Annotated in this window: 11 protein-coding genes and 2 pseudogenes; 5 read left to right on the top strand and 8 right to left on the bottom strand. The window is 70.9% G+C overall.

Annotated features, from left to right (window positions below; all coding sequences use genetic code 11):
- The first annotated feature begins 72 nt into the window (after window positions 1-72).
- Window positions 73-1,254, top strand: a complete 1,182-nt coding sequence (locus ACZ4XD_RS04695) for an acyl-CoA dehydrogenase family protein (protein WP_468038165.1) — start codon at window positions 73-75, stop codon at window positions 1,252-1,254.
- Between the two features lie 111 nt (window positions 1,255-1,365).
- On the opposite strand, the gene ACZ4XD_RS04700 is transcribed toward ACZ4XD_RS04695, so the two are convergent.
- Window positions 1,366-2,346: an AraC family transcriptional regulator gene (locus tag ACZ4XD_RS04700; protein WP_468038167.1), complete on the bottom strand. Its 981-nt coding sequence runs from the start codon at window positions 2,344-2,346 to the stop codon at window positions 1,366-1,368.
- Between the two features lie 571 nt (window positions 2,347-2,917).
- On the opposite strand from ACZ4XD_RS04700, the gene ACZ4XD_RS04705 reads away from it, so the two are divergent.
- From ACZ4XD_RS04705 to ACZ4XD_RS04715, 3 genes and pseudogenes are all read left to right on the top strand, one after another.
- The gene (locus ACZ4XD_RS04705; RefSeq protein WP_468038169.1) at window positions 2,918-4,138 is read left to right on the top strand and encodes a styrene monooxygenase/indole monooxygenase family protein; all 1,221 of its coding nucleotides are present in this window, start codon (window positions 2,918-2,920) and stop codon (window positions 4,136-4,138) included.
- 78 nt (window positions 4,139-4,216) lie between these two features.
- Window positions 4,217-5,431: pseudogene (locus ACZ4XD_RS04710) on the top strand (styrene monooxygenase/indole monooxygenase family protein); the annotation flags it as partial.
- 69 nt (window positions 5,432-5,500) lie between these two features.
- Window positions 5,501-5,941 (top strand): annotated as a pseudogene (locus tag ACZ4XD_RS04715) (flavin reductase family protein); the annotation flags it as partial.
- A 60-nt stretch (window positions 5,942-6,001) separates the two neighbouring features.
- On the opposite strand, the gene ACZ4XD_RS04720 reads toward ACZ4XD_RS04715, so the two are convergent.
- Genes ACZ4XD_RS04720 through ACZ4XD_RS04735 form a run of 4 tightly spaced genes read right to left on the bottom strand, consistent with a single transcriptional unit; the run spans window position 6,002 to window position 11,451 of the window.
- Complete coding sequence (locus ACZ4XD_RS04720; protein ID WP_468038352.1) at window positions 6,002-7,870, bottom strand: alpha/beta hydrolase family protein; 1,869 nt, start codon at window positions 7,868-7,870, stop codon at window positions 6,002-6,004.
- A gap of 1 nt (window position 7,871) precedes the next feature.
- Window positions 7,872-9,107, bottom strand: coding sequence for an MFS transporter (locus ACZ4XD_RS04725; protein WP_468038170.1), 1,236 nt, complete (start codon window positions 9,105-9,107; stop codon window positions 7,872-7,874).
- Complete coding sequence (locus tag ACZ4XD_RS04730) at window positions 9,104-10,270, bottom strand: cytochrome P450 (RefSeq protein WP_468038172.1); 1,167 nt, start codon at window positions 10,268-10,270, stop codon at window positions 9,104-9,106. Before ACZ4XD_RS04730 ends, ACZ4XD_RS04725 begins: the two co-directional genes overlap by 4 nt.
- An 11-nt stretch (window positions 10,271-10,281) precedes the next feature.
- Complete coding sequence (locus tag ACZ4XD_RS04735) at window positions 10,282-11,451, bottom strand: cytochrome P450 (RefSeq protein ID WP_468038174.1); 1,170 nt, start codon at window positions 11,449-11,451, stop codon at window positions 10,282-10,284.
- Window positions 11,452-12,322: 871 nt separating this feature from the next.
- On the opposite strand from ACZ4XD_RS04735, the gene ACZ4XD_RS04740 reads away from it, so the two are divergent.
- Window positions 12,323-13,975, top strand: coding sequence for an APC family permease (locus ACZ4XD_RS04740; RefSeq protein WP_468038176.1), 1,653 nt, complete (start codon window positions 12,323-12,325; stop codon window positions 13,973-13,975).
- Window positions 13,976-14,206: 231 nt separating this feature from the next.
- Here the strand turns inward: ACZ4XD_RS04740 and ACZ4XD_RS04745 are convergent, their stop codons facing one another.
- The 3 genes from ACZ4XD_RS04745 to ACZ4XD_RS04755 form a co-directional block, all read right to left on the bottom strand.
- Window positions 14,207-15,388, bottom strand: a complete 1,182-nt coding sequence (locus tag ACZ4XD_RS04745; protein ID WP_468038178.1) for a hypothetical protein — start codon at window positions 15,386-15,388, stop codon at window positions 14,207-14,209.
- Window positions 15,389-15,432: 44 nt separating this feature from the next.
- Window positions 15,433-16,239 (bottom strand): dioxygenase family protein, encoded by an 807-nt coding sequence (locus ACZ4XD_RS04750; RefSeq protein WP_468038180.1) that lies wholly within the window; start codon window positions 16,237-16,239, stop codon window positions 15,433-15,435.
- A gap of 316 nt (window positions 16,240-16,555) precedes the next feature.
- Window positions 16,556-19,222 carry a helix-turn-helix transcriptional regulator gene (locus ACZ4XD_RS04755; protein WP_468038182.1) on the bottom strand — a complete coding sequence of 889 codons (2,667 nt, stop codon included), beginning with the start codon at window positions 19,220-19,222 and terminating at the stop codon, window positions 16,556-16,558.
- Window positions 19,223-19,324: the final 102 nt, after the last annotated feature.

Here is a 19,324-nt window from a genome sequence, read left to right on the forward strand (position 1 = left end):
GCAGGCCGAGGAACGAGATCGCCCTCCCCTATGGTGACGCTGACTCAGAACTAACGGCGAGGAGCAACCACCATGGCGGACTCGATCGGATTGCATGTCAGCACGGAATTTCCCGCGATGCTGGAGCGGATTGACGCACTCGGCGGGGTGCTTGAGGCGGATGCGGATGCGGCCGAGGAACTCGGCAGACTCACCGAGGGCGTCGCGCGGGCGTTGCTGGGTGCTGGGGTCGTGGGGGCCGCGCTGCCGCAGAGCCTCGGGGGCTATGAGTTCTCCCCGCGCCAATTGATAGAGACAGTCGAGCGGGTCAGTTATCACGAATCCGCGGCCGGTTGGACGATGATGGCGCTGCAGTTGATGACCGGCACCACTGCGGCTTATCTCGATGCGGTTGCGGCGGCCGCATTGTTCCCGGATGTCGCGGGTGGGGATCACGCGTTGTTGGCGGGGCACGGTACCCGGCCCGGCCGGGCCGTCCCGGTGGAGGGTGGCTATCTGGTGAGCGGCAGTTGGCAGTTCGCCTCCGGTATGGCGCACGCCACCCATATCCACAGTGCGATCCAGGTCGAGGGCACCGGGGAGCTGCGGGTGCTGGCGATGCCGAAGTCGCAGGTGGAACTCGTCGACAACTGGGATGTGCTCGGGCTGCGTGCGACGCACAGTATTGATTACCACTGCGCCGATGTGCTTGTCCCGGCGTCGCACACGTACCTCGCCACGACGACGAACCCGGTCAACGGCGGCGCGATTTACCGCCTCGGATTGGTCAACATGTCCGCGATCGGACACACCGGGTGGGCGCTCGGTGTCGGGCGGCGCCTGCTCGATGAACTGAAGTTGGTCGCCGCGGCCAAATCCGGCACACGTAACGCCGCTGTCGACACCGCGCAGTTCCACGCGGAGTACGCGACCGCCGAAGCCAAGCTTCGTTCGGCACGGGCGTGGGCGATGGAGGTGTGGCGAGGTATCGAAGGGACGCTGGATGCGGGCGAGTTGCTGAGTACCGAGCAGGACACGCTGCTCAGGCTGGCGCTCAACCACGCGACGTGGACCGTGCAGGACGTGGGTCAGACGGTGCATCGATGGGCGGGGACGGCGGCGATCCGGCGCGGGCCGATCGACCGGTTTCTGCGTGATCTCGGCACAGGTACCCAGCACATCACCTCAAGCCCCACGGTCCTGCAGAACTGCGGGAAATGGCTGAGCGGAGCGGAACCGCAAGCGCACTGGGAATTTCTCGACCTGACGCCGTGACCACCGGGCCGGCGAGCGCGCACCGGCAGGACAGGGAGCCGGCGTTCCCCCCCGGCTCCCGGATTTCGTGGTGCGTGCTGCGACACGGGCGGTCGAAAGTCCGACTTCCTCCTATGACCGCAACGTCTCCGAAGGCGACTCCCCGAACTGTTGGCGGTAGGCAAGTGAGAAACGCCCCGGGTGCAGGAAGCCCCAGCGGGAGGCGACGGCGGTGACGGTCGCGGCACCAGGGTCGGAGGCCAGGAGTTCCTTGCGTACGCGGTCCAGGCGGACCTCGCGCAGGTACGCGAGCGGTGTCGTGTCGAGGTGCCGGCGGAAGCCTTCCTGAAGGGCCCGTACGCCGACGCCGACGCATTCCGCGATCTCCGCGACCGTGAGCGGCTCGGCCGCGTGTCCCTCGATGACCTCCATGGCGCGGCGGACCGCGGGTGGTGCTACGCGCGGCTGCTCGCCGAGCAGCGCCGATGTGTAGTTGTGGGGCTGAGCCATCAACAGCTGGGTCATGAGGAGTGATTCAAGCTGTTTTGTCACGAGGGGCCGGCTTGTCATGTCACCGGGTCCCTCGGCCTCCCGGCGCATGAGGTCGACGATGTTGAGCCAGGACCGGGAGCCCGGTGTGGTGAGGTTCATGCCGAGCGAGAAGAAGAGCGGGCGGCGCACGGCGCGGCCGAGCAAACTCCCCAGGTGCGATTCCAGCGACGATCGGTCGAACCACACGATCAGCTGCGGATTGCCGTCACCCCAGCGCATGTCCAACTTTCCGTTCGGAGAGGGGACAGAAGCGAGTTCCGGGGAGGAAATGATCTCCTCGCGGCCGCAGGTGATTTCGGCGTAACCGGCGAGCGGGATCTGGACCAGGAAAAAGCTCTCCAAATCGCCTGGTGTGATCCGGACTTCCGTTCCGTAATCGAGGTAATAGAGACCTGTCCGGTCGAAGGGTGCGCCGTGCAGCCTGGCGTCGAGCGTTGCCGAACGCCGCGTGATGCGCAGCTCATGCGGACAGAAGGCGCGGCCGACCTCGGCCCGCGCTTCCCAGATGTCCGTTGTATGAAACCGCTGGTGATTTGCGAGGGGGGACTCTTCAGCGGGCATATAAACCTCCACCGCCGAGATGCGCGATCGGGACAGCAACCCGCGTGATCCGGATAGCGAAGGTGATCTTGCCATACCAAGATTGCTGCCTGACCGCCGCGGACCCGAGAGAATCCTGGGAATCAACAATGCAGGGAGTGCCGGGCCGGGCTGCGCTTGTCAGAAGCGGAGTCACGCCCTGCCGACGGCCCGTCGTATGCGCGCTGTGCTTATTACGCGCGACCGGCGCGGCGGGGGCCGCCATGGCCGTACCCCCGCACATCGCGGCACCCTTGCCTCTGCTGCCCCGGCTCGCCGACTCGGCCGGGACCCTCTAGCCGGCCGGGTTACCCGGGACCCCTCCCCCGGTCCTACGGGAGACCCGGCTCCCGCGGCTGCCCGCCGGCCCCCCTCCGGCGGGCAGCCGCATTCCCCACAACCGCTGCCCATTCGCTGACGCCACCACGCGACGCAACGCTGCACAGCGCACGGCACTGCATGGCACTGCGGTGCATGGCACCGCACGGCAATGCACGGCACTGCGCGGCACCGCTCAAAAACCCGCACACCCCAACCCCCGGAGATCCCCCTCATGCGCAAGATCACCATCGTCGGAGCCGGTCAGGCCGGTCTCCAGCTCGGCATCGGCCTGATCGACCACGGTTTTGACGTCACCCTCGTGTCCAACCGCACCGGAGACCAGATCCGCGAGGGCCGGGTCATGTCCAGCCAGGCCATGTTCGGCACCGCGCTGGCCCACGAGCGCAACCTCGGCCTCGACTTCTGGGGCGACGCCTGCCCGTCGATTGCCGGTCTCGGCGTGAACATCGCCGACGGCCAGGGTGGCCGGGCGCTCTCCTTCGACGCCCGCCTTGAGGCCACCGCCCGCTCCATCGACCAGCGTGTCAAGATGCCGCTCTGGATGGGCGAGTTCGCGCGCCGCGGCGGCCGTCTGGAGCTCTGCGAGGCCGGTATCGAGGACCTGGAGCGCTACGCCGCCGAGTCCGACCTGGTCATCGTCGCGGCCGGCAAGGGCGAGATCGCCGGGCTGTTCGAGCGGGACGCCTCGCGTTCCCCGTACGACGCTCCGCAGCGCGCGCTGGCCCTGGCGTACGTCACCGGCATGGCGGCGCTGCCCGACCGCCCCGGCGTCAGCTTCAATGTCATCCCCGGTGTGGGTGAGTACTTCACCATGCCCAGCCTCACCACCAGCGGCCCGTGCGACATCATGTTCTTCGAGGGCATCCCGGGCGGCCCGCTCGACTGCTTCGACGGGCTCACCCCCGACCAGCAGCTGGCGAAGTTCCAGGAGCTGCTGCGAACGTACGTTCCGTGGGAGGCCGAGCGCTGCACCGATGTCGCGCTCACCGACCAGAACGGCACCCTCGCGGGCCGCTTCGCGCCGACCGTCCGCAAGCCCGTCGCCACGCTGCCCTCCGGCGCGCAGGTGCTCGGCCTCGCCGACGTCGTCGTCCTCAACGACCCGATCACCGGCCAGGGGTCCAACAACGCCTCGAAGTGCGCGGCCTCCTACCTCGCCACCATCCTGGACCACGGCGAGCGCCCGTACGACGCTGCGTTCATGGAGCTGGCCTTCGGCCGCTTCTGGGACACCGCGCAGTCCGCCACGACCTGGACCAACGCGATGCTCGGCGCTCCGCCGCAGCACGTCCTGGAGCTCTTCGGCGCGGCGAGCGCCAACTCCCGTATTGCCGCCCGCTTCGTCAACGGCTTCGATGACCCGCGCGACCTCTTCCACTGGTTCATGGACCCGGTCGCCGCGAAGAACTACCTGACCGAGGTCAGTGCCTGAGGGCCCCCAGGAACAACGGGCAACGACCTGAGGGCCATGTCAGTGGTACGTACGTAACGAGAGCAGGACAGCAGGACCATGAGAAGGATCGCGGTGATCGGTGCCGGGCAGGCGGGTGCCCAACTCGCCCTGGGGCTCCAGGCACACGGCTATGACGTCACCCTGGTCACCGACCGCAGCCCCGACGAGATACGTCGCGGGCCGGTCATGTCCAGTCAGTGCATGTTCGACACCGCGCTCCAGAGCGAGCGGGAACTCGGCCTGCACCACTGGGAGGACCAGGCCCCGGACATCTCCGGCATCGCGTTCTCTCTCATCGGTCCGCACGGCACTCCGGACGTCTCCTGGCGCGCGCCGCTGGAGGGCCCTGCCCACTCCGTCGACCAGCGGGTCAAGTGTGCCGCCTGGATCGAGCAGTTCGCGGACGGCGGCCGCGGCGAGATCGTGCTGCACGAGGCGGGCGTCAACGACCTGGAGTGGTACGCCCGTACGCACGATCTCGTCGTGGTCTCCACGGGCAAGGGCGAGCTGAGCCAACTCTTCCCGCGCAACTCCGAACTCTCCCCGTACGACCGGCCGCGCCGTGCGCTTGCCCTGACGTACGTCACGGGAACGGGACCGCGGGAGGGGGAGGCCGCCGTCCACTACCGCACGGTCCCAGGCGTCGGTGAGTACTTCTCCTTCCCCGCCCTGACCACCACCGGACCCTGCGACATCATGGTCTTCGAGGGCGTCCCCGGCGGCCCCATGGACTGCTGGGACGACATCCGCACGCCCGAAGCCCACCTCGCCCGCTCACTCGACATCCTCCGCCGGTTCTTCCCCGACGAGTACGAACGCTGTCGGCATGCCCAACTCACCGACAGCTGCGGTGTGTTGCGCGGCCGACTCACCCCGACCGTTCGGCACCCCATCGCCCGCCTGGCCTCCGGCCGGCATGTCCTCGGCATGGCCGACGCCGTGGTCCTCAACGATCCGATCACCGGCCAGGGTTCGAACAATGCGGCCCAGGCCGCGACCCACTACCTCGACAGCATCCTCCGCCACGGCACCGCCGAATTCACCCGGCAGTGGATGCAGCGCACCTTCGACAACTTCTGGCGCGGCTGGGCTCAATGGGCCGTCGGCTGGACCAACTCGCTCCTGACCGATCTGAGTCCCCACCACCACGACCTCCTGACAGCGGCGGCCGAAATCCCCTCGGTCGCCGGGGCCCTCGCCGCCGGATTCGACGACCCGCGCACCCTCTACCGCTGGTGGTTCGAGGAGGCCGAGGCACACCGCTTCCTCGCCGAGAAACGAGCCCAGCACGCCGCCCGCTTCGACGGCCGCGCGCTGCGCCGCGCGCTGGGCCAGTACGCCACCGGCGTGACCGTGGTGACGGCCCGCGCCCCCGACGGCCGCAACGTCGGCATGACCGCGAACTCCTTCACCTCTGTCTCGATGGACCCGCCCCTCGTCCTGTGGTGCCCCGGCAAAAACAGCCCGAGCCTCCCGGACTTCACCGACGCCTCGCACTTCGCCGTCCACGTACTGGCCGCCGACCAGCACCACCTCTCCCGCCAGTTCGCCACCCCGGCCGACGACAAATTCCGCGGTACCCCCACCACCCCCGGCATCGCCGGCACCCCCCTCCTGGACGGCGCGGTCGCCCGCTTCCAATGCCGCACCGTCCAACGCCTGGACGCAGGCGACCACATCATCTTCCTCGGCGAGGTCGAAGAGTACGAGGCCGACGGCGGGGCCCCTCTGGTGTTCCACTCGGGGTACTACCACGTGGCGACGAAGCATCCAGATCTGTGAAGGAGGAGGCGGATCGGTTCCGTACTTCTGCGCGGTGGAGAGGGGCTTCCCGAGGTGGTCCTATGACGGTAGGTGAGCGCAGGCAAACGCGATCGTCGCCCCGATCTGTTTGATGCGTTCGTCGGCGACGAGGGAGCCGTGTCCCGCGTCGTAGCGGTATACCTCGTGTTGCTTGCCCAGTGCGGCCAGGCGGTTGACGTAGTTGTCGATCTGGCGGATCGGGCAGCGGGGGTCGTTCTCGCCCGCGATCACCAGGACCGGTGCGGTGACGTGGTCCGCGTAGGTGAGCGGGGAGGACGCCCGGTACCGCTCGGGTACTTCGTCGGGGGAGCCGCCGAAGAGGGAGCGGTCGTAGGCGCGCAGGGCCTCCATCTCGTCCTCGTAGGCGGCGAAGTAGTCGGCTACCGGCATGGTGCTGATACCGACGGCCCAGTTGTCCGGGCGGGTGCCGAGGCCCAGCAGGGTGAGGTAGCCGCCCCATGAACGGCCGGACAGGACGAGGCGCTCGGGGGCGGCGAGGCCGCTGGTGACGGCCCATGCGCGGACGGTCTCGATGTCCTCCAGTTCGGTGAGGCCGGGGCGGCCCTCGATCGCGTCCCGCCATCGGGAGCCGTAGCCGGTGGAGCCCCGGTAGTTCACCTGGACGACCGCGAAGCCGTGGTCGACCCAGGCGGCGACCACGGGGTCGAAGGCGTCGTCGTCGTAACCGATCGGACCGCCGTGTACCTCGAAGACGCACGGGAGCGGGCCGTCGGCCCCCGGGGGCCGGGAGACCAGCGCGTGGATGCGGCCCCCGGGGCCGTCGACCCAGGCGTCGGTCACCGGGACGGAGGGCGGGGCCGTCGGTCCGGGCGGGGCCAGCACGGTGCCGCCCGAGGTGGATCTGACGACCGGAGGGTGTGCGGCGCTCGACCAGACGAACTCCACGGTGCCGTCCGGACGTGTCCCGGCGCCTCTGATGACGCCTTTGGGGGTTTCCAGGCGGATCAGTTCGCCGGTTTCGGCCGTGCCCAGGTCCAGTCGGTAGAGCTCGTCGCGGGCGTGATGGGTATGCCAGATCAGCAGCGCCGAGCCGTCCTGGTACCAGGCGGCGCTGACCTCGCCGGGCAGGTCGAGGGCGATCTCGCGCTGTTCGCCGGTGGCGACGTCCAGGATCATGGGCTCGGGCCGGCTGTGGCGCTCGTGCTCGATGAGCAGCCTGTTGTCACCGGGGACCGGGGAGAACGCCATACCCCCGAGGCCCTTGCCCGGGCCGTCCCAGATCCCGCCGAGGCCGCGTCCCTCGCCGTCCCACAGATCGGCCACCACCGTGCCGTCCAGGCTCAGTACGCGTACCGCCTTGTGCCGGCTGTCGCCGTGTTCGCTGTGGCCGATCGCGACGAGGGTGTCGTCAGCGGACAGCGCCCCCACGTGGGCGTCCGAGGGGTGGGTGTAGAGCGTCCGGGGTGCGGTTTCCGGGCGGCAGACGTGGATGGTGGTGCCGCCGGTCATCGTGGTGCCGCCGGTCATGGTGGTGTCGCCGGTCGCAGTGGTGCCGATGACGGCGAGGCCGTTCGTGCCGAGGGCCAGTCCGGCCTGGTGGGCGGGGCCCAGGGCGGGGGCGGCGGGTTCGTCGTGGTCACCGCCGAACGGGCGGCGCATCCAGACGCCGCGTTCGTCCCCGTCGGTATCGGCGAACCACCACACCCAGGCGCCGGCCGGGTCGAGGAAGCCCAGGGCGGTGCCGTGGGGGCGGTCGGTGAGCCTGCGGCGTGCGTCACTGGCCCGGTCCCACTCGTACAACTCCCATGTACCGGTGGCGTTCGACCGGTAGACACAGCGGTCGGGGGCATCGCGGGCCCAGCGGGGCACCGTCACATGGGCGACGCCGATGCGTGCCTTCCACCGCTCCTCATCGCCCCCGTCACCCATGTCACCCATGTCACCCATGTCAGCCACTGACGACTCCGCCCGCACTCCTGGGACTCCATTTCTCGGTGTCGAACACCGCGCCGCGCAGCAGCAGAAGGACGGCGCACAGGCCGGCCACCGCCCCCGCGCAGATCACGGCGCTCGGACTGAACAGCTCGGCCACCGCGCCACCCGCGGCGAAGCCGAGCCCCTGCCAGAACATGAGTCCGGCCGTCTGGAGGCTGAGCGTCCTGGCCCGCAGTTCCTCGGGCACCACCTGGAGCAGCAGCCGGTCCTGGCCGAGCTGGGTGCTGAACCCCAGGCCGCACACGAACAGCACAGCGATCGCGGGCACCAGGCCGGGGCGGAGCGCGAAGAGGAGCATCGGGACGAACACCAGCAGGGCGGCCGGCCCGATCATGCGGATCTGCCGTTCCTTCGGGACCAGCCAGTTGGTGAGGACCTCGCCGGCCACGGTCCCCAGCGGGATCGCGGTGAGCAGCAGGCCCGCGGCGGTCGCCCCTCCCCCGAGTCCGGCGGTGTACGGCACCGCCAGGGCCTCCGGTATCACTCCCAGTGCGGGGACCGCCCAGCCGAGGAGCAGTGTGCGGCGTACGGCCGGCACCCGCATCACCGCCCCGATCCCGTTGAGGGAGTCGCGCAGCAGGGAGGTCCGCGCGGTGGTGCCGTCGTCGGGGTGCAGCCTGCGTTCCTTGGTTCCCAGCCGCAGTACGAGGGCCGAGAAGAGGAAGCAGCCCGCGTTGATGAGCAGCATCACCTGCGGCGAGAAGGCCGCCATCAGCAGGCCGCCGACCGCGAATCCGCCCAGTTGCGCGCCCTGGGCGACCAGCCGCATGAGGCTGCGGCCCGGCACGTAGGCGTCGCCGGGAAGTACGTCGGGCAGGGTGGCCGCGCGGGCGCCGGAGAACACCGGCTCGATCAGGCCGAGGGCGAAGGCCAGCGCCAGTACGGCGGGCACCGGGGTGCCGGACAGCGAGATGACGAGGACGAGCGCCGCGGAGAGCAGATTGCAGCAGACCAGCAGCCGCCGGGCCGGAAGCCGGTCGATGAGCGCGGACAGCAGGGTGCCCGCGATCAGATGTGGTGCGAGGACCAGTGCGAAGACCAGTGCGGACAGCAGCGACGAGCCGGTGCGGGAGTAGACGAGCACGGCCAGCGCGAAATTCGCGGTGACCGCTCCCGCCATGGAGACGACATGTGCCGTGAAAATCGCCCGGAATTCGCGGATGCCCAGCGCAGTGCGGTACCTGCTCATTTACCGATTTCCAGGGGAAGTTCTGCGAGGGTGCGGACGGTGGCGAGTTTCTTGTGTACGGCGGGCCCGGCCGGCGTGAGAGTGGTGCCGCGCTCCACCAGTACGGTCAGCAACTCCCGCAGGAGCAGATGGGCGAGCAGCGAGCCGGTGCAGGCATGGGCGCCGTAGCCGAAGGTGAGATGGTGGTTCGGCCACCGGTCGAGCCGTACGGTGTCGGGGGCGTCGAATTGTTCGGGGTCGCGGTTGGCGGCGGCGAAGAGCATCAGCATTCCCTGGCCGCGGCGCACCTGTACCCCGTTGAATGCGATGTCCCGGACGGCCAGGCGGGTGGTCCCCTGGATGGGCGCCTCGTAACGGAAGAACTCATGAGGCGCCCGGTCGATCGCCTCGGGGCTGTCGAGCTGATCGGCCAGCAGGCCCGGATCCCTGGACAGCACGTTCAGCGCGTTGCCGAGGGAGGCCGGTACGGCGGTGAATCCGTTGACGACCAGGGTGCGCAGCGAGTTCATCGCGATATGCCGTGGGACGCCGGCGGCCATGGCATTCGCCACCAGTTCGCGGATCGGGTGGCCCGCGTCCATCCCGGTCACCCAATCCTCGATCATCGCGGCCAGTTGACGCTGTGCCGCCACGCCCGGCTCCCTGGCTGCCGGGTTGAGGCCGGAGTCCATGGCCTGGGTGATGGCCTCCGCCATCGGCCGGACGGTGGTCAGATCGAAGGGGGGAACCCCGATGGCCTCGGGGATGAACCAGCGTGCCAGCGGCTCGGTGAATTCGGTGATCGCGTTGAAGGGCCCGGCCGGCCGCTCGTCGAGCATGGCCGCGATGTGTTTCCTGGTGCGGGCGGCGAGGCCGTCCGAAGCCATGTCCCGCAGTGAGTCGGCGAGCACTCCGTAGATCGCGGTGTGGTCGGGCGGGTCGATGGTGTGGACGTCCAGCGCGGGTTCGGGGACGGTCTCGCCCGCCCGCCGCCAGTCGGCCGCGAAGTTCTCGTGGTCCAGGAGGACTTGGCGGCAGTCCCGGTACGAGGTGAGCACCCAGCTGTCGAGCTTCTGGTTCCACACGGGTGCGCCGGTCGCCCGCAGGGACGCGTACACCGGATACGGGTCGAGCAGGGTGTGCGGGTCGAGTGGGTGGTATTCGACTGCGGCGTCAGTGGTCATGGCTCTCACTCTCAGCGTTCGGGCTCAGCGTTCTGGAACGTGACGGGCAGCCGGTCCGGGTAGCGCAGGGTGGCACGCGGCACCCTGACGGGCGGGGCGGCGAGTCGCGGGGGCGCGGGGGCGTCCAGCAGCTGCTGGACGAGCGCCCTGATGATGATCCGGGCGAGGAGGGCGCCCGAGCAGGCATGCGGGCCCCAGCCCAGGGAGAGATGCCGGTTGGGATGCCGGTCCAGCAGCAACTCGTCGGGGGACGCGAACCGTTCGGGGTCGCGGTTGGCGGCGCCGAAGAGCGCCAGCACCAGCCGGCCGCGCTCCACGGTGACGCCGTCGATCTCGGTGGCTTCGACGCAGGCGCGGGTGGTGCCCTGAACCGGGCCGTCGTACCGGAGGAGTTCCTCCACTCCGGAATCCAGCAGGGCCGGGTCACGCAGGCGTTCCAGCGCGCCGGGATGTTCAAGGAGGGCGAGCACGGCGTTGGCGGCCGCGCCGACGGTGGTACTGAATCCGGCCAGAAAGAGCACGCGGACGTTGTTCCACACCGCGTCTTCCGTGACGCCCGCGGCGGCCGCGCCGTGGAGGACCTGGGTGAGCAGGCCCGGCCTGCGGTGGGCGGTGAACCACTCGGTCATGAGCTCGTTGATCCGGCCTCGGGCCGCCATCGCCGGTTCCAGCACCTCCGGCAGCAGGCCCGCGTCCATGCCGCGTACGAGCGCGTCGGACAGTTCGGCGAACGCGGCGACCGGCGGAGGGTCCACACCGAGCAGACGGCATACGGCCTGGAGCGCCACCGGGCGGGCCACTTCGGCGGTGAAGTCGAAGGAGGGCGCATCGGCCAGCTGCTCGAAGACCGCGGCCGTGTCCCGGACCGCGAAGGCCGCTATCGCATCGAGGTCCTGGTCGCGGAGGGCGGTGGTGAAAAGCCGGCGGACGGGTGTGTGGTCGGGCGGGTCGAGTTCCTGCATGCTCAGGGCCGCGGTGGGCGGCGCCTCATGCCCCGCCCTGCGCCAGTCGCTGGCGAATACGTCCACATCGCTGAGCACGCGGTGACAATCCGCGTAGCGCGTCACGATCCACGAGCCGAAACGCTCACTCCAAAACACCGGCGAATTCTTCCGCAGCCGCTCATAGACGGGATACGGATCGGCCACCGTGGCCGCGTCAAGCGGATCGTAGTCAGACACATTCCGTCCTGAGCGAGTGAGAGGAACACGGGGGCTGCGTAAAGCAAAAGTCGCGCGGGCCGGGGTCCAGTGACCCCGGCCGACGCCTCATATACCTCAGTACGCGTAACGCATAATGGCACCCCCTTGCCGTAGCGCGACGGCCCATTCAAACGGAATCCAGAAATCCGCGAAGGGGAATCAGAATTTCCGCTCTCAAGGGCAACCGGCGAACTCCCGCCGGACACCAGGACTCTATTCACACGGGAATTCGTCGCACGAGCCGCCCGACATGGCCGAAATGGTGGGTTGTTGAAGTAGGGGCGACTTTGAGCCTTCGGCAAAACCCCTCAAATGGGGCGCATCGACGTCGAAACGTGACCCACATCACGGGCCGGGGCGGCGTTTCTCGGCCACTGAGGCCGAATTGCGCTTACGGAATGAGGAATTCGGCCAGGGAAATACTTCGGTTTATTGATCTCCGCGGCCGTACGGCGGTTACCCCTTGAAGCCCCCGACGACGGCCACGTCGTCGGCCCCGCGGTGCCCGCCGCCGCTCTGATGTGGCAGTGATGTGGCAGTGATGTGGCACCGCGCTCGCGCGATGACGCCCCCACGCCCGGACAACGCCCCCCTCCACCCCTCGCTGTGACGCGTCTCATGCGGTGATCTCCCGGGTCGTCGATGAGTGGCCGTCGGGGAGTGAACGGGCCGTATGTGCGGGGCTGTTGGCGTCGGGGGCGTGGGCCGGCGGGGCCGGGACGCGGGGTGTTCCGGCAGCTCAGCGGGCGTTCGCGCGGTGTGGCCGGAAATAAGGTGGTCGCCGGCAGACGAGAGCGGCCCCGCCGAGAGTGCGGGGGTATGCGCACGACCAGGACGGACAACACTTCCCATGGATATGAGCGCCGGCGAGCGCAAGGGGCTCAGCCTCTTCGCCCTCATCATGATCGGCATCGGTTCGATCTTCGGCTCCGGCTGGCTCTTCGGGGCCGGCTCCGCTGCCCAGGTGGCGGGCCCCGCGGCGCTGGTCGCCTGGGTGATCGGCGTCATCTTCATCGGGATGATCGCGATGTCGTACGCGGAGGTCGGTTCGGCCTACCCGATCCCCGGCGGCATGGCCCGCTACGGGCACCTCTCGCACGGGCCGGTGCTCGGTTTCCTGACCGGCTGGGCGGTGTGGATCGCGACCGCCTCGCTGATTCCGATCGAGTCGATCGCGGCCACCCAGTACATGACGTCGTGGAGCTTCGGCTGGGCGAAGGGCCTGGTCGATCCGGCCACCCACCAGCTGACCCTCTCCGGCACGGCGGTGTCGCTGGTCCTGACCCTCGCGCTCTGGCTGACCTGCTTCTGGTCGGTGCAGCTGCTGGCCCGCGCCAACACCGTGCTCACCCTGGTCAAGTTCGCCATCCCGGTGCTGGCGGTGCTCGCCCTGGTCGGGTCCGGCTTCCACACCTCGAACTTCACCGATCACGGCGGCTTCGCCCCGTACGGCTGGCCGGCCGTGCTCACCGCCGTCACCACCTGCGGTGTGGTCTTCGCCTTCAACGGCTTCCAGGCCGTGGTCAACCTCGGCGGGGCGGCGAAGAACCCGGGCCGGGCCATCCCGGTCGCGCTGATCGGTGCGCTCGCACTGGGCCTGGTGATCTATTCGGCGCTCCAGGTCGCGTACCTGGGGTCGGTGCCGCCCGAGCTGCTGGAGCGGGCCGGCGGGTGGCAGGGCGTGAACCTCAACTCGCCGTTCGCCGACCTGGCGGGGCTGCTGATGCTGCACTGGGTGGTCACCATGCTCCAGTTCGGCGCGTTCATCTCGCCGGCCGGGTCCAACATCGCCAATGTCGCCTCGGCCGCGTACATGGTCACCAACCTCGCCGAGACCGGATTCTTCCCCCGGAAGCTGGCGGCCGTGCACCCCCGCTACGGCACCGCCCGCCCCGCGATGTGGCTCAACCTCGCCTTCTCCGTCGTGCTGCTGCTCACCGTCGGCCGCAGCTGGCAGGCGCTGGCCGGAGTGGTGTCGGCGGCCATGGTCATCTCGTATCTGATCGGCCCGATCGCGGTGGGCGTGCTGCGGCGGACCCGCCCGGAGCTGCCCCGTCCGTTCCGGCTGCCGGCCGCCGGGGTGCTGTGCCCGGTCACCTTCGCCTTCGCCGCCTGCGCGCTGTACTGGTCGAAGTGGCCGGAGACCGGAAAGATCACCGTGCTGACGCTGGTGGCCGCACCGGTCGCGGCCCTGGTGCTGTGGCGCCGGGGCGAGCGGCAGCTGCTGCGGCAGTTCGCGCCGGCCTGGTGGATGATCGCCTTCCTGGTGTGGACGGCCACGGTGTCCGCCCTGGGCGGCGAGGAGTTCGGCGGCCGGGGCGTCCTCCCCGGCGTACTCGGCACCGCCCTGATCGCGGTCACCGCCCCGGTCTTCTACTTCTGGGCCGTCCGCTCCGGAGTCAAGGCCCACGCACACGGCCTGACCAGCGCTCCGACCACCGCGGAAGCCGACCCGGCCACCCTCGCCACCCCCGACGACGCCCGCCCGATGGCCTCCGTCTGAGGCCACCCCGCCGGGTCCGGGGCACGGGCCCTGGGCGGGGCCGGCCGGCTGGGAAGAGGCCGTAGAGCAGCAGGGCGAGCCGCGGGCCGTCACGTCAAGGCGGCGTCACCTGATTCGGGTGACGCCGCCTCGTCGGTCGCGAAAGGTCTGCTGTGAACGGCCTGTTGGGCCAGGATTCGTGGCCTCGATCAGGGTGACAACCCACGCCACGGAGACGCACGGCGCGGCGGGCTACTTGCGGTACGTGCCCGGGAAGCGGGTGATGGCCGGGACGAGGTCGCCGTGGGTGGCGATGCCCGCGGCCCACAGCCGGGAGCTCTTCGGGACGGTGGTGAATCCGCGGACGACGATGCCTGGGCCGGTGGTTTGCTGCCACCGCTCGGCCGGTGCGTTCCATTGCAGGGCCACGGGAGCGCTCCCTTTCCCGCCCACTGCCCGCAGCGTGCCGTCCGCGGCCCGGCCCACGGCGCGCAGCCGGCCGTCCGGGACGTCGGGGGTCGTGGTCGTGATCCACTTCGTGCCGTCCCAGTGGACCACGTACGGGCGCTCGGAGCCGCCTGACGCAGTGCCGCCGACCGCCCAGATGTCCTCGGCACCGAGCGCGGTGACGCCGGTCAGCCACTGGTGGGCGCCTGCCGGACCGGGCGCGGTGATCTCCTTCCAAGCGGTGCCGTCCCAGTGCAGCAACAGAGCGGTCTGTGGCGTCTTCTCATCCGTGGTGTACGACGTGCCCACGGCCCATACGTCATCGGCGGCGACGACGGTCACTCCGCTCAGCTCCCCGGTGCCCACGTCGGGCAGGGTCTGTCGCTTCCACGACGTGCCGTCCCACAGCTGGACGGCCGGCACGCCGTCCTTGACCGAGCGGGACATGGCCCGCCCCACCGTCCATGCCCGGCCGCCGGGCGCGCTCGCCACGGCGTCCGGGACGACCCGGCCCGCCGGATCCCGGTCCAGGGGACGGGTGGTCCAGGTACTGCCGTCCCAGTGCTCCGTCGCGGCACCGACCGCCCAGATGTCGTCGGCCGACCGGACGGCGAGGGCCTGCGGAAAGCTGTTCGCCGGCAGCGTGGATTCCTGCGTCCAGGTGGTGCCGTTCCAGCGCAGGGCGACCGCTTCGAGGGCGGTGGCGCTCTTCAGCCGGTAGCCCACGGCCCAGGCCCGGGTGTCACTGAGTGCGGCGATGGCGGTCAGGTCGCCCTTCGCCACGGGTACCGGTGTGCGCTGCCAGGTGCCGGTGTGCGCGGCGGCCGCTACGGGTGTCGCGGGCGCGGCCGACGCGGCGGGGTCGCCGGCCAGGGCGGCCAGGCCGAGGGGCGCGGCGACAACGGCGGCGGCGAGCGCCACGAGCACGGGCGCCCGGCGGCGCCTCGGCTCCCGTGCCGGGGTGGTGGAGGGGTGTGCGGGCGTCATGGGGTCCTCCGTCGGGTGGGGAGTCATGGGCGGTGGGCGGGGGCTCAGGCGGTGGTTTTGAGGACGAAGTCGAAGGTGCCGGAGTAGCCCCCGCCGGGCCGTGCGGTGAGGGTGAGGGTGCAGGCGCGGTTGAGCAGCCGGTCCGCGGCGTTGAGGGCGGCGAAGTCCCGGCCGTACGCCTCGGTGTCATCGGGGAAATACAGCTGGGTGACCAGGACGGGGCTGCCGGGAGCCTGGACCTGGGTGTGGATATGCGGTGCCCGTTGTCCCCAACGGCCCCAGTAGTCACGGGGGATGATGGTCCGGAGCAGATAGGCGCCCCGGTTGTTGGTGTACTGATGGCCGCGGAGGGCGAATCCCGAGGTGTCGTAATCACCGTTCTGATCGCACTGCCAGAATTCGATGAGGGTGCCCGGCAGCGGGGTGCAGGAGGTGTCGTAGACGACGCCGGCGAGGTCGATCCGCACCCCCTGGGTGCCGGGAGTGACGAGATCACCGCGCTCGGGGGAGGCGGGTTTGAAGAGCGGGCCTTCGATCGACGCCGGGGTCTCCTGGCCCGAGCAGGCGGGCGTGACGGGCTTCGTGAGTCCTGCGGGGCGCACCCGTGACGGCTGCTTCGGCGCGGTGGCCGGTGCGGTCTGCTGCGCCGAGGCGGCCGAGGGGGCCGCGACGCCGGCCGTTGCCGCCAGGGCGGCGGAGGTCACGCCCGCGGAAGTGGTCCGGAGGAACGCCCTTCGGGAGTTGCCCCGCTTGCCGTCCGTTGCGTCCGTGCCGTCCGGGACGTGCGTGGCGTCCGGGCGCCGGGCGCCGCCGTGGGCGTCCGGCGCTTTCGCTTCGTCGTCGTACCGCATTGCGCCTCCTGGTGGAATCGGCGTCGAGCCGGGGCATCGGCTCCAACTCGGTGGGTGGGGCTCCTCGTTGGGTAGGAAGCCGCCGGTCCGGCAGCCCCGGAGCGCCCCGTTCCGCACAGTTTCCGGGGCCGCGGCGTTCCGTACACGGGTCGGATGACGGGTGACTTGCGCGCGTAACGAAACGGCGGGGCCGGGGCCCGTTCGTCAGTCATCAGCAGGCGCAGGACCGCAGTCATCAGCAGGCGCAGGACCGCAGTCATCAGCAGGCGCAGGACCGCTGGACTGCTGGACCGCTGGACCGCTGGACCGCAATGCCTCACCGAGGGGGCCGAGGGCTCCGTCCAGTGATCCACAGGGCGATCTGCGTGCGGGTACGGAGCCCCGACTTGTCGCGGACCCGGTCGAGATGGCCGCCCACGGTGCTCGGGGAAAGGCCCAGGTGCGTGGCGATCTGCCGGTTGGTCAGGCCCTCGGCGACCAGTCGGGCGACCGTCGCTTCACGTGCCGTCAACGCCGGTCCGGCGCCCGGGTATCCGTAGTGGTCCGCGCCGCCGAGGCCCTCGGGCGGGCCGGGCACGGGTCCTTCGGCGTCGGAGGAGCGGTAGTCGTCCGCGGGGGCTTTGCTGCCTGCGGATGCGCTGTCCGTGCGGCGCAGGGCGTACCCGGTCAGCCGCTCTCCGCGCAGCCGTCGGCCGGCGGCCACGGCCCGGTCCGCGGTGGCGGGGCGCAAGCGCTCCCGCGCTCGTGCGGTGGCGGTGGTCACCTGCCGCTGCCAGTGCGGCTCGGGCTCCGTGTCGATCCGCCGTCGCATCTCCGAGGCCGCCGCCCACAGCCGCAGCGCCCGCTCCGCCTCGCCTCGTCCAGCCGCCGCCATGGCGAGGCCCTCCAGCGGATACAGCGAGTGGTAGCTCTCCATGGGCGCCTGGTGGAGCACCTCCGCGAATAATTCCTCCGCGCCGCCGGTGTCGCCCTGGGCCAGCCGGATGGCACCGGCGGTGTGCAGTGCTGCTGTCAACTGCCCTGGAGGGGCCTCGGCGCGCAGTGTGGGCAGGCATTCGGCCATCAGCGCGTCGGACGCGGCCACCCGGCCCGTCTGGAGCTGCGCCCAGGCCAGGTGGTGCAGACACAGCGCGGTGTCCAGCGGACGGCCGAGCGGGCGGACCACGTCGAGGCACTCGGCGAAGGCGGCGACCGCCTCGGCGAATTCGCCCCGGCACAGCCGGGCGGCCCCCAGCGCGTCCAGCGCATTGGCCGTCGCGGCGGGGCGGCGCTGGGTGCGGGCCACGGCGACCGCCTCCTCCGCGAAGGCGAGAGCGGCCCCGTGATCCGCCTGGAGGCAGGCCGCACGGGTTGCCAGCGCCAGCGCCGCGCCCCGGGCACCGGCGTCCCGTGCCCGGGCCAGCACTCCGGTCAGCAGTGCGCGGGCAAGTGTCAACTGTTCCTGGTGGTAGTGCAGTCGGGCCAGGGCGAGCGCGAGCGGGACATAACGGGGGTCGGGCCGGTCCGTGGTGTACGCGACGGCTGCCACGAGGTTCTCCCGTTCCCTGACCGGCGGACGCACCGTGGCGTCGGCGAAGACCGAGCCGTGGTCCTCGGCCGCCCGGCCGGCCAGCCGGTCGAGCGCGCGGTGCCAGGTGGCGTGCAGCTCTCCCGCCTCGGTGAGCCGGTTCCTTCCGTACGCGCGGATCGCGCTCAGCTGCCGGAACCGGGCCGCGTGCGGTTCGTCGCCGGGCACCCGGACGATCAGGGACTTGGCCTCCAGCGCGCAGAGCACCCGCAGCACCTGCCCGGAAGGCACCCCGGCGACCGGCGTCGCGCCGTCGCCGGTCTCCTCCCCCGCCTCGATGCCGGGTTCCGTACCGCCGGCACAGACCGCGGCCGCCCCGGCGGCGTCGAAGCCGCCTTCCAGCACCGACAGGCGACGGAAGACGATCCGCTCCGCGGGGTCCAGCAGCCGGTGGCTCCAGTCGATCGCCGCGCCGAGTTCGCGATGGCGGCCCGGTCCCGTCCGGCTGCCGTCGGTGAGAAGGCCGAGCTGGTCGTCCAGCCCGCGCAGAATGTCCGCCGGGGTCAGGGAACCGACCCTGCGGGCCGCGAGTTCGACGGCCAGCGGCAGGCCGTCCAGCCGCCGGCAGATCTCTGCCACGGTATGGGCGTTGCCGGGCCCCAGGGTGAAATCCGGGGCGCAGGTCCGGGCCCGCGCGACGAACAGCCGGACCGCCTCCACGGGCTGCTGCCCGTCCGCACCGGGCTCCTCGTCGTCGGGGGCCAGCGCGAGCACCCCCACACGGAACACCACCTCGCCGGGCACCCGCAGCGCCTCCCGGCTGGTGGTGAGAATCCGCAGACCGGGGCAACGGCTCAGCAGGGTTGCGGCCAGCGTGGCGCCCGCCTCGATCACATGCTCGGCGTTGTCCAGCACGAGCAGCATGCGGCGGGTGCCCAGCGCGTGGACGAGCGCCTCGACGCCCGCCCGGCCGCCGCGCTCGCCGACGCCGAGGGCGACGGCCACGGCCTGCGGCAGCAGTTCCCCGTCACGGAGCGAGGCCAGCTCGACCAGCTGGGCGCGTCCCGGGCGGCCGCTGCGCACCCGGCTCGCGAGCTCCAGCGCGAGCCGGGTCTTGCCGACCCCGCCGGGACCGACCAGTGTCAGCAGCCGGGACGAACCCAACAGCGTGCGCAGGCGCACCAGTTCACGCTCCCGGCCGACGAATTCGTCGAGCGGCTGCGGCATCCCGTGGCCCGGCCTGTCCGCCGCACCGTCCCGTGGCGCCGTACCGTCCACCGGCTCCCTCGCGTCCTGCCGCCCGGCGCCCTGCTTGCCGACGCCCTGACGGCCGGCGCGTTGCCGGAACGCGCGTTGCCGGCAGGCTCCGGAGCAGTAGCGGGCCGGCCGCCCGCCCCGGTCCTTGCCGTCCCGCGCGCGTGGGGTGGTTGAGCGCAGCTCGGTGCCGCACGTCTCACACGTCCGCGTGATGGTCACCTACCGCATCCTTCCGCAACTCCACCGACCGGCCTGGGGCGGCCCTGACGAAAGCGCTTGGCGGAGCGGGCACGTGGGCTGATCGGCGGAGAACTCACTCGG

The sequence above is a fragment of the Streptomyces sp. NPDC029466 genome (assembly GCF_055574515.1).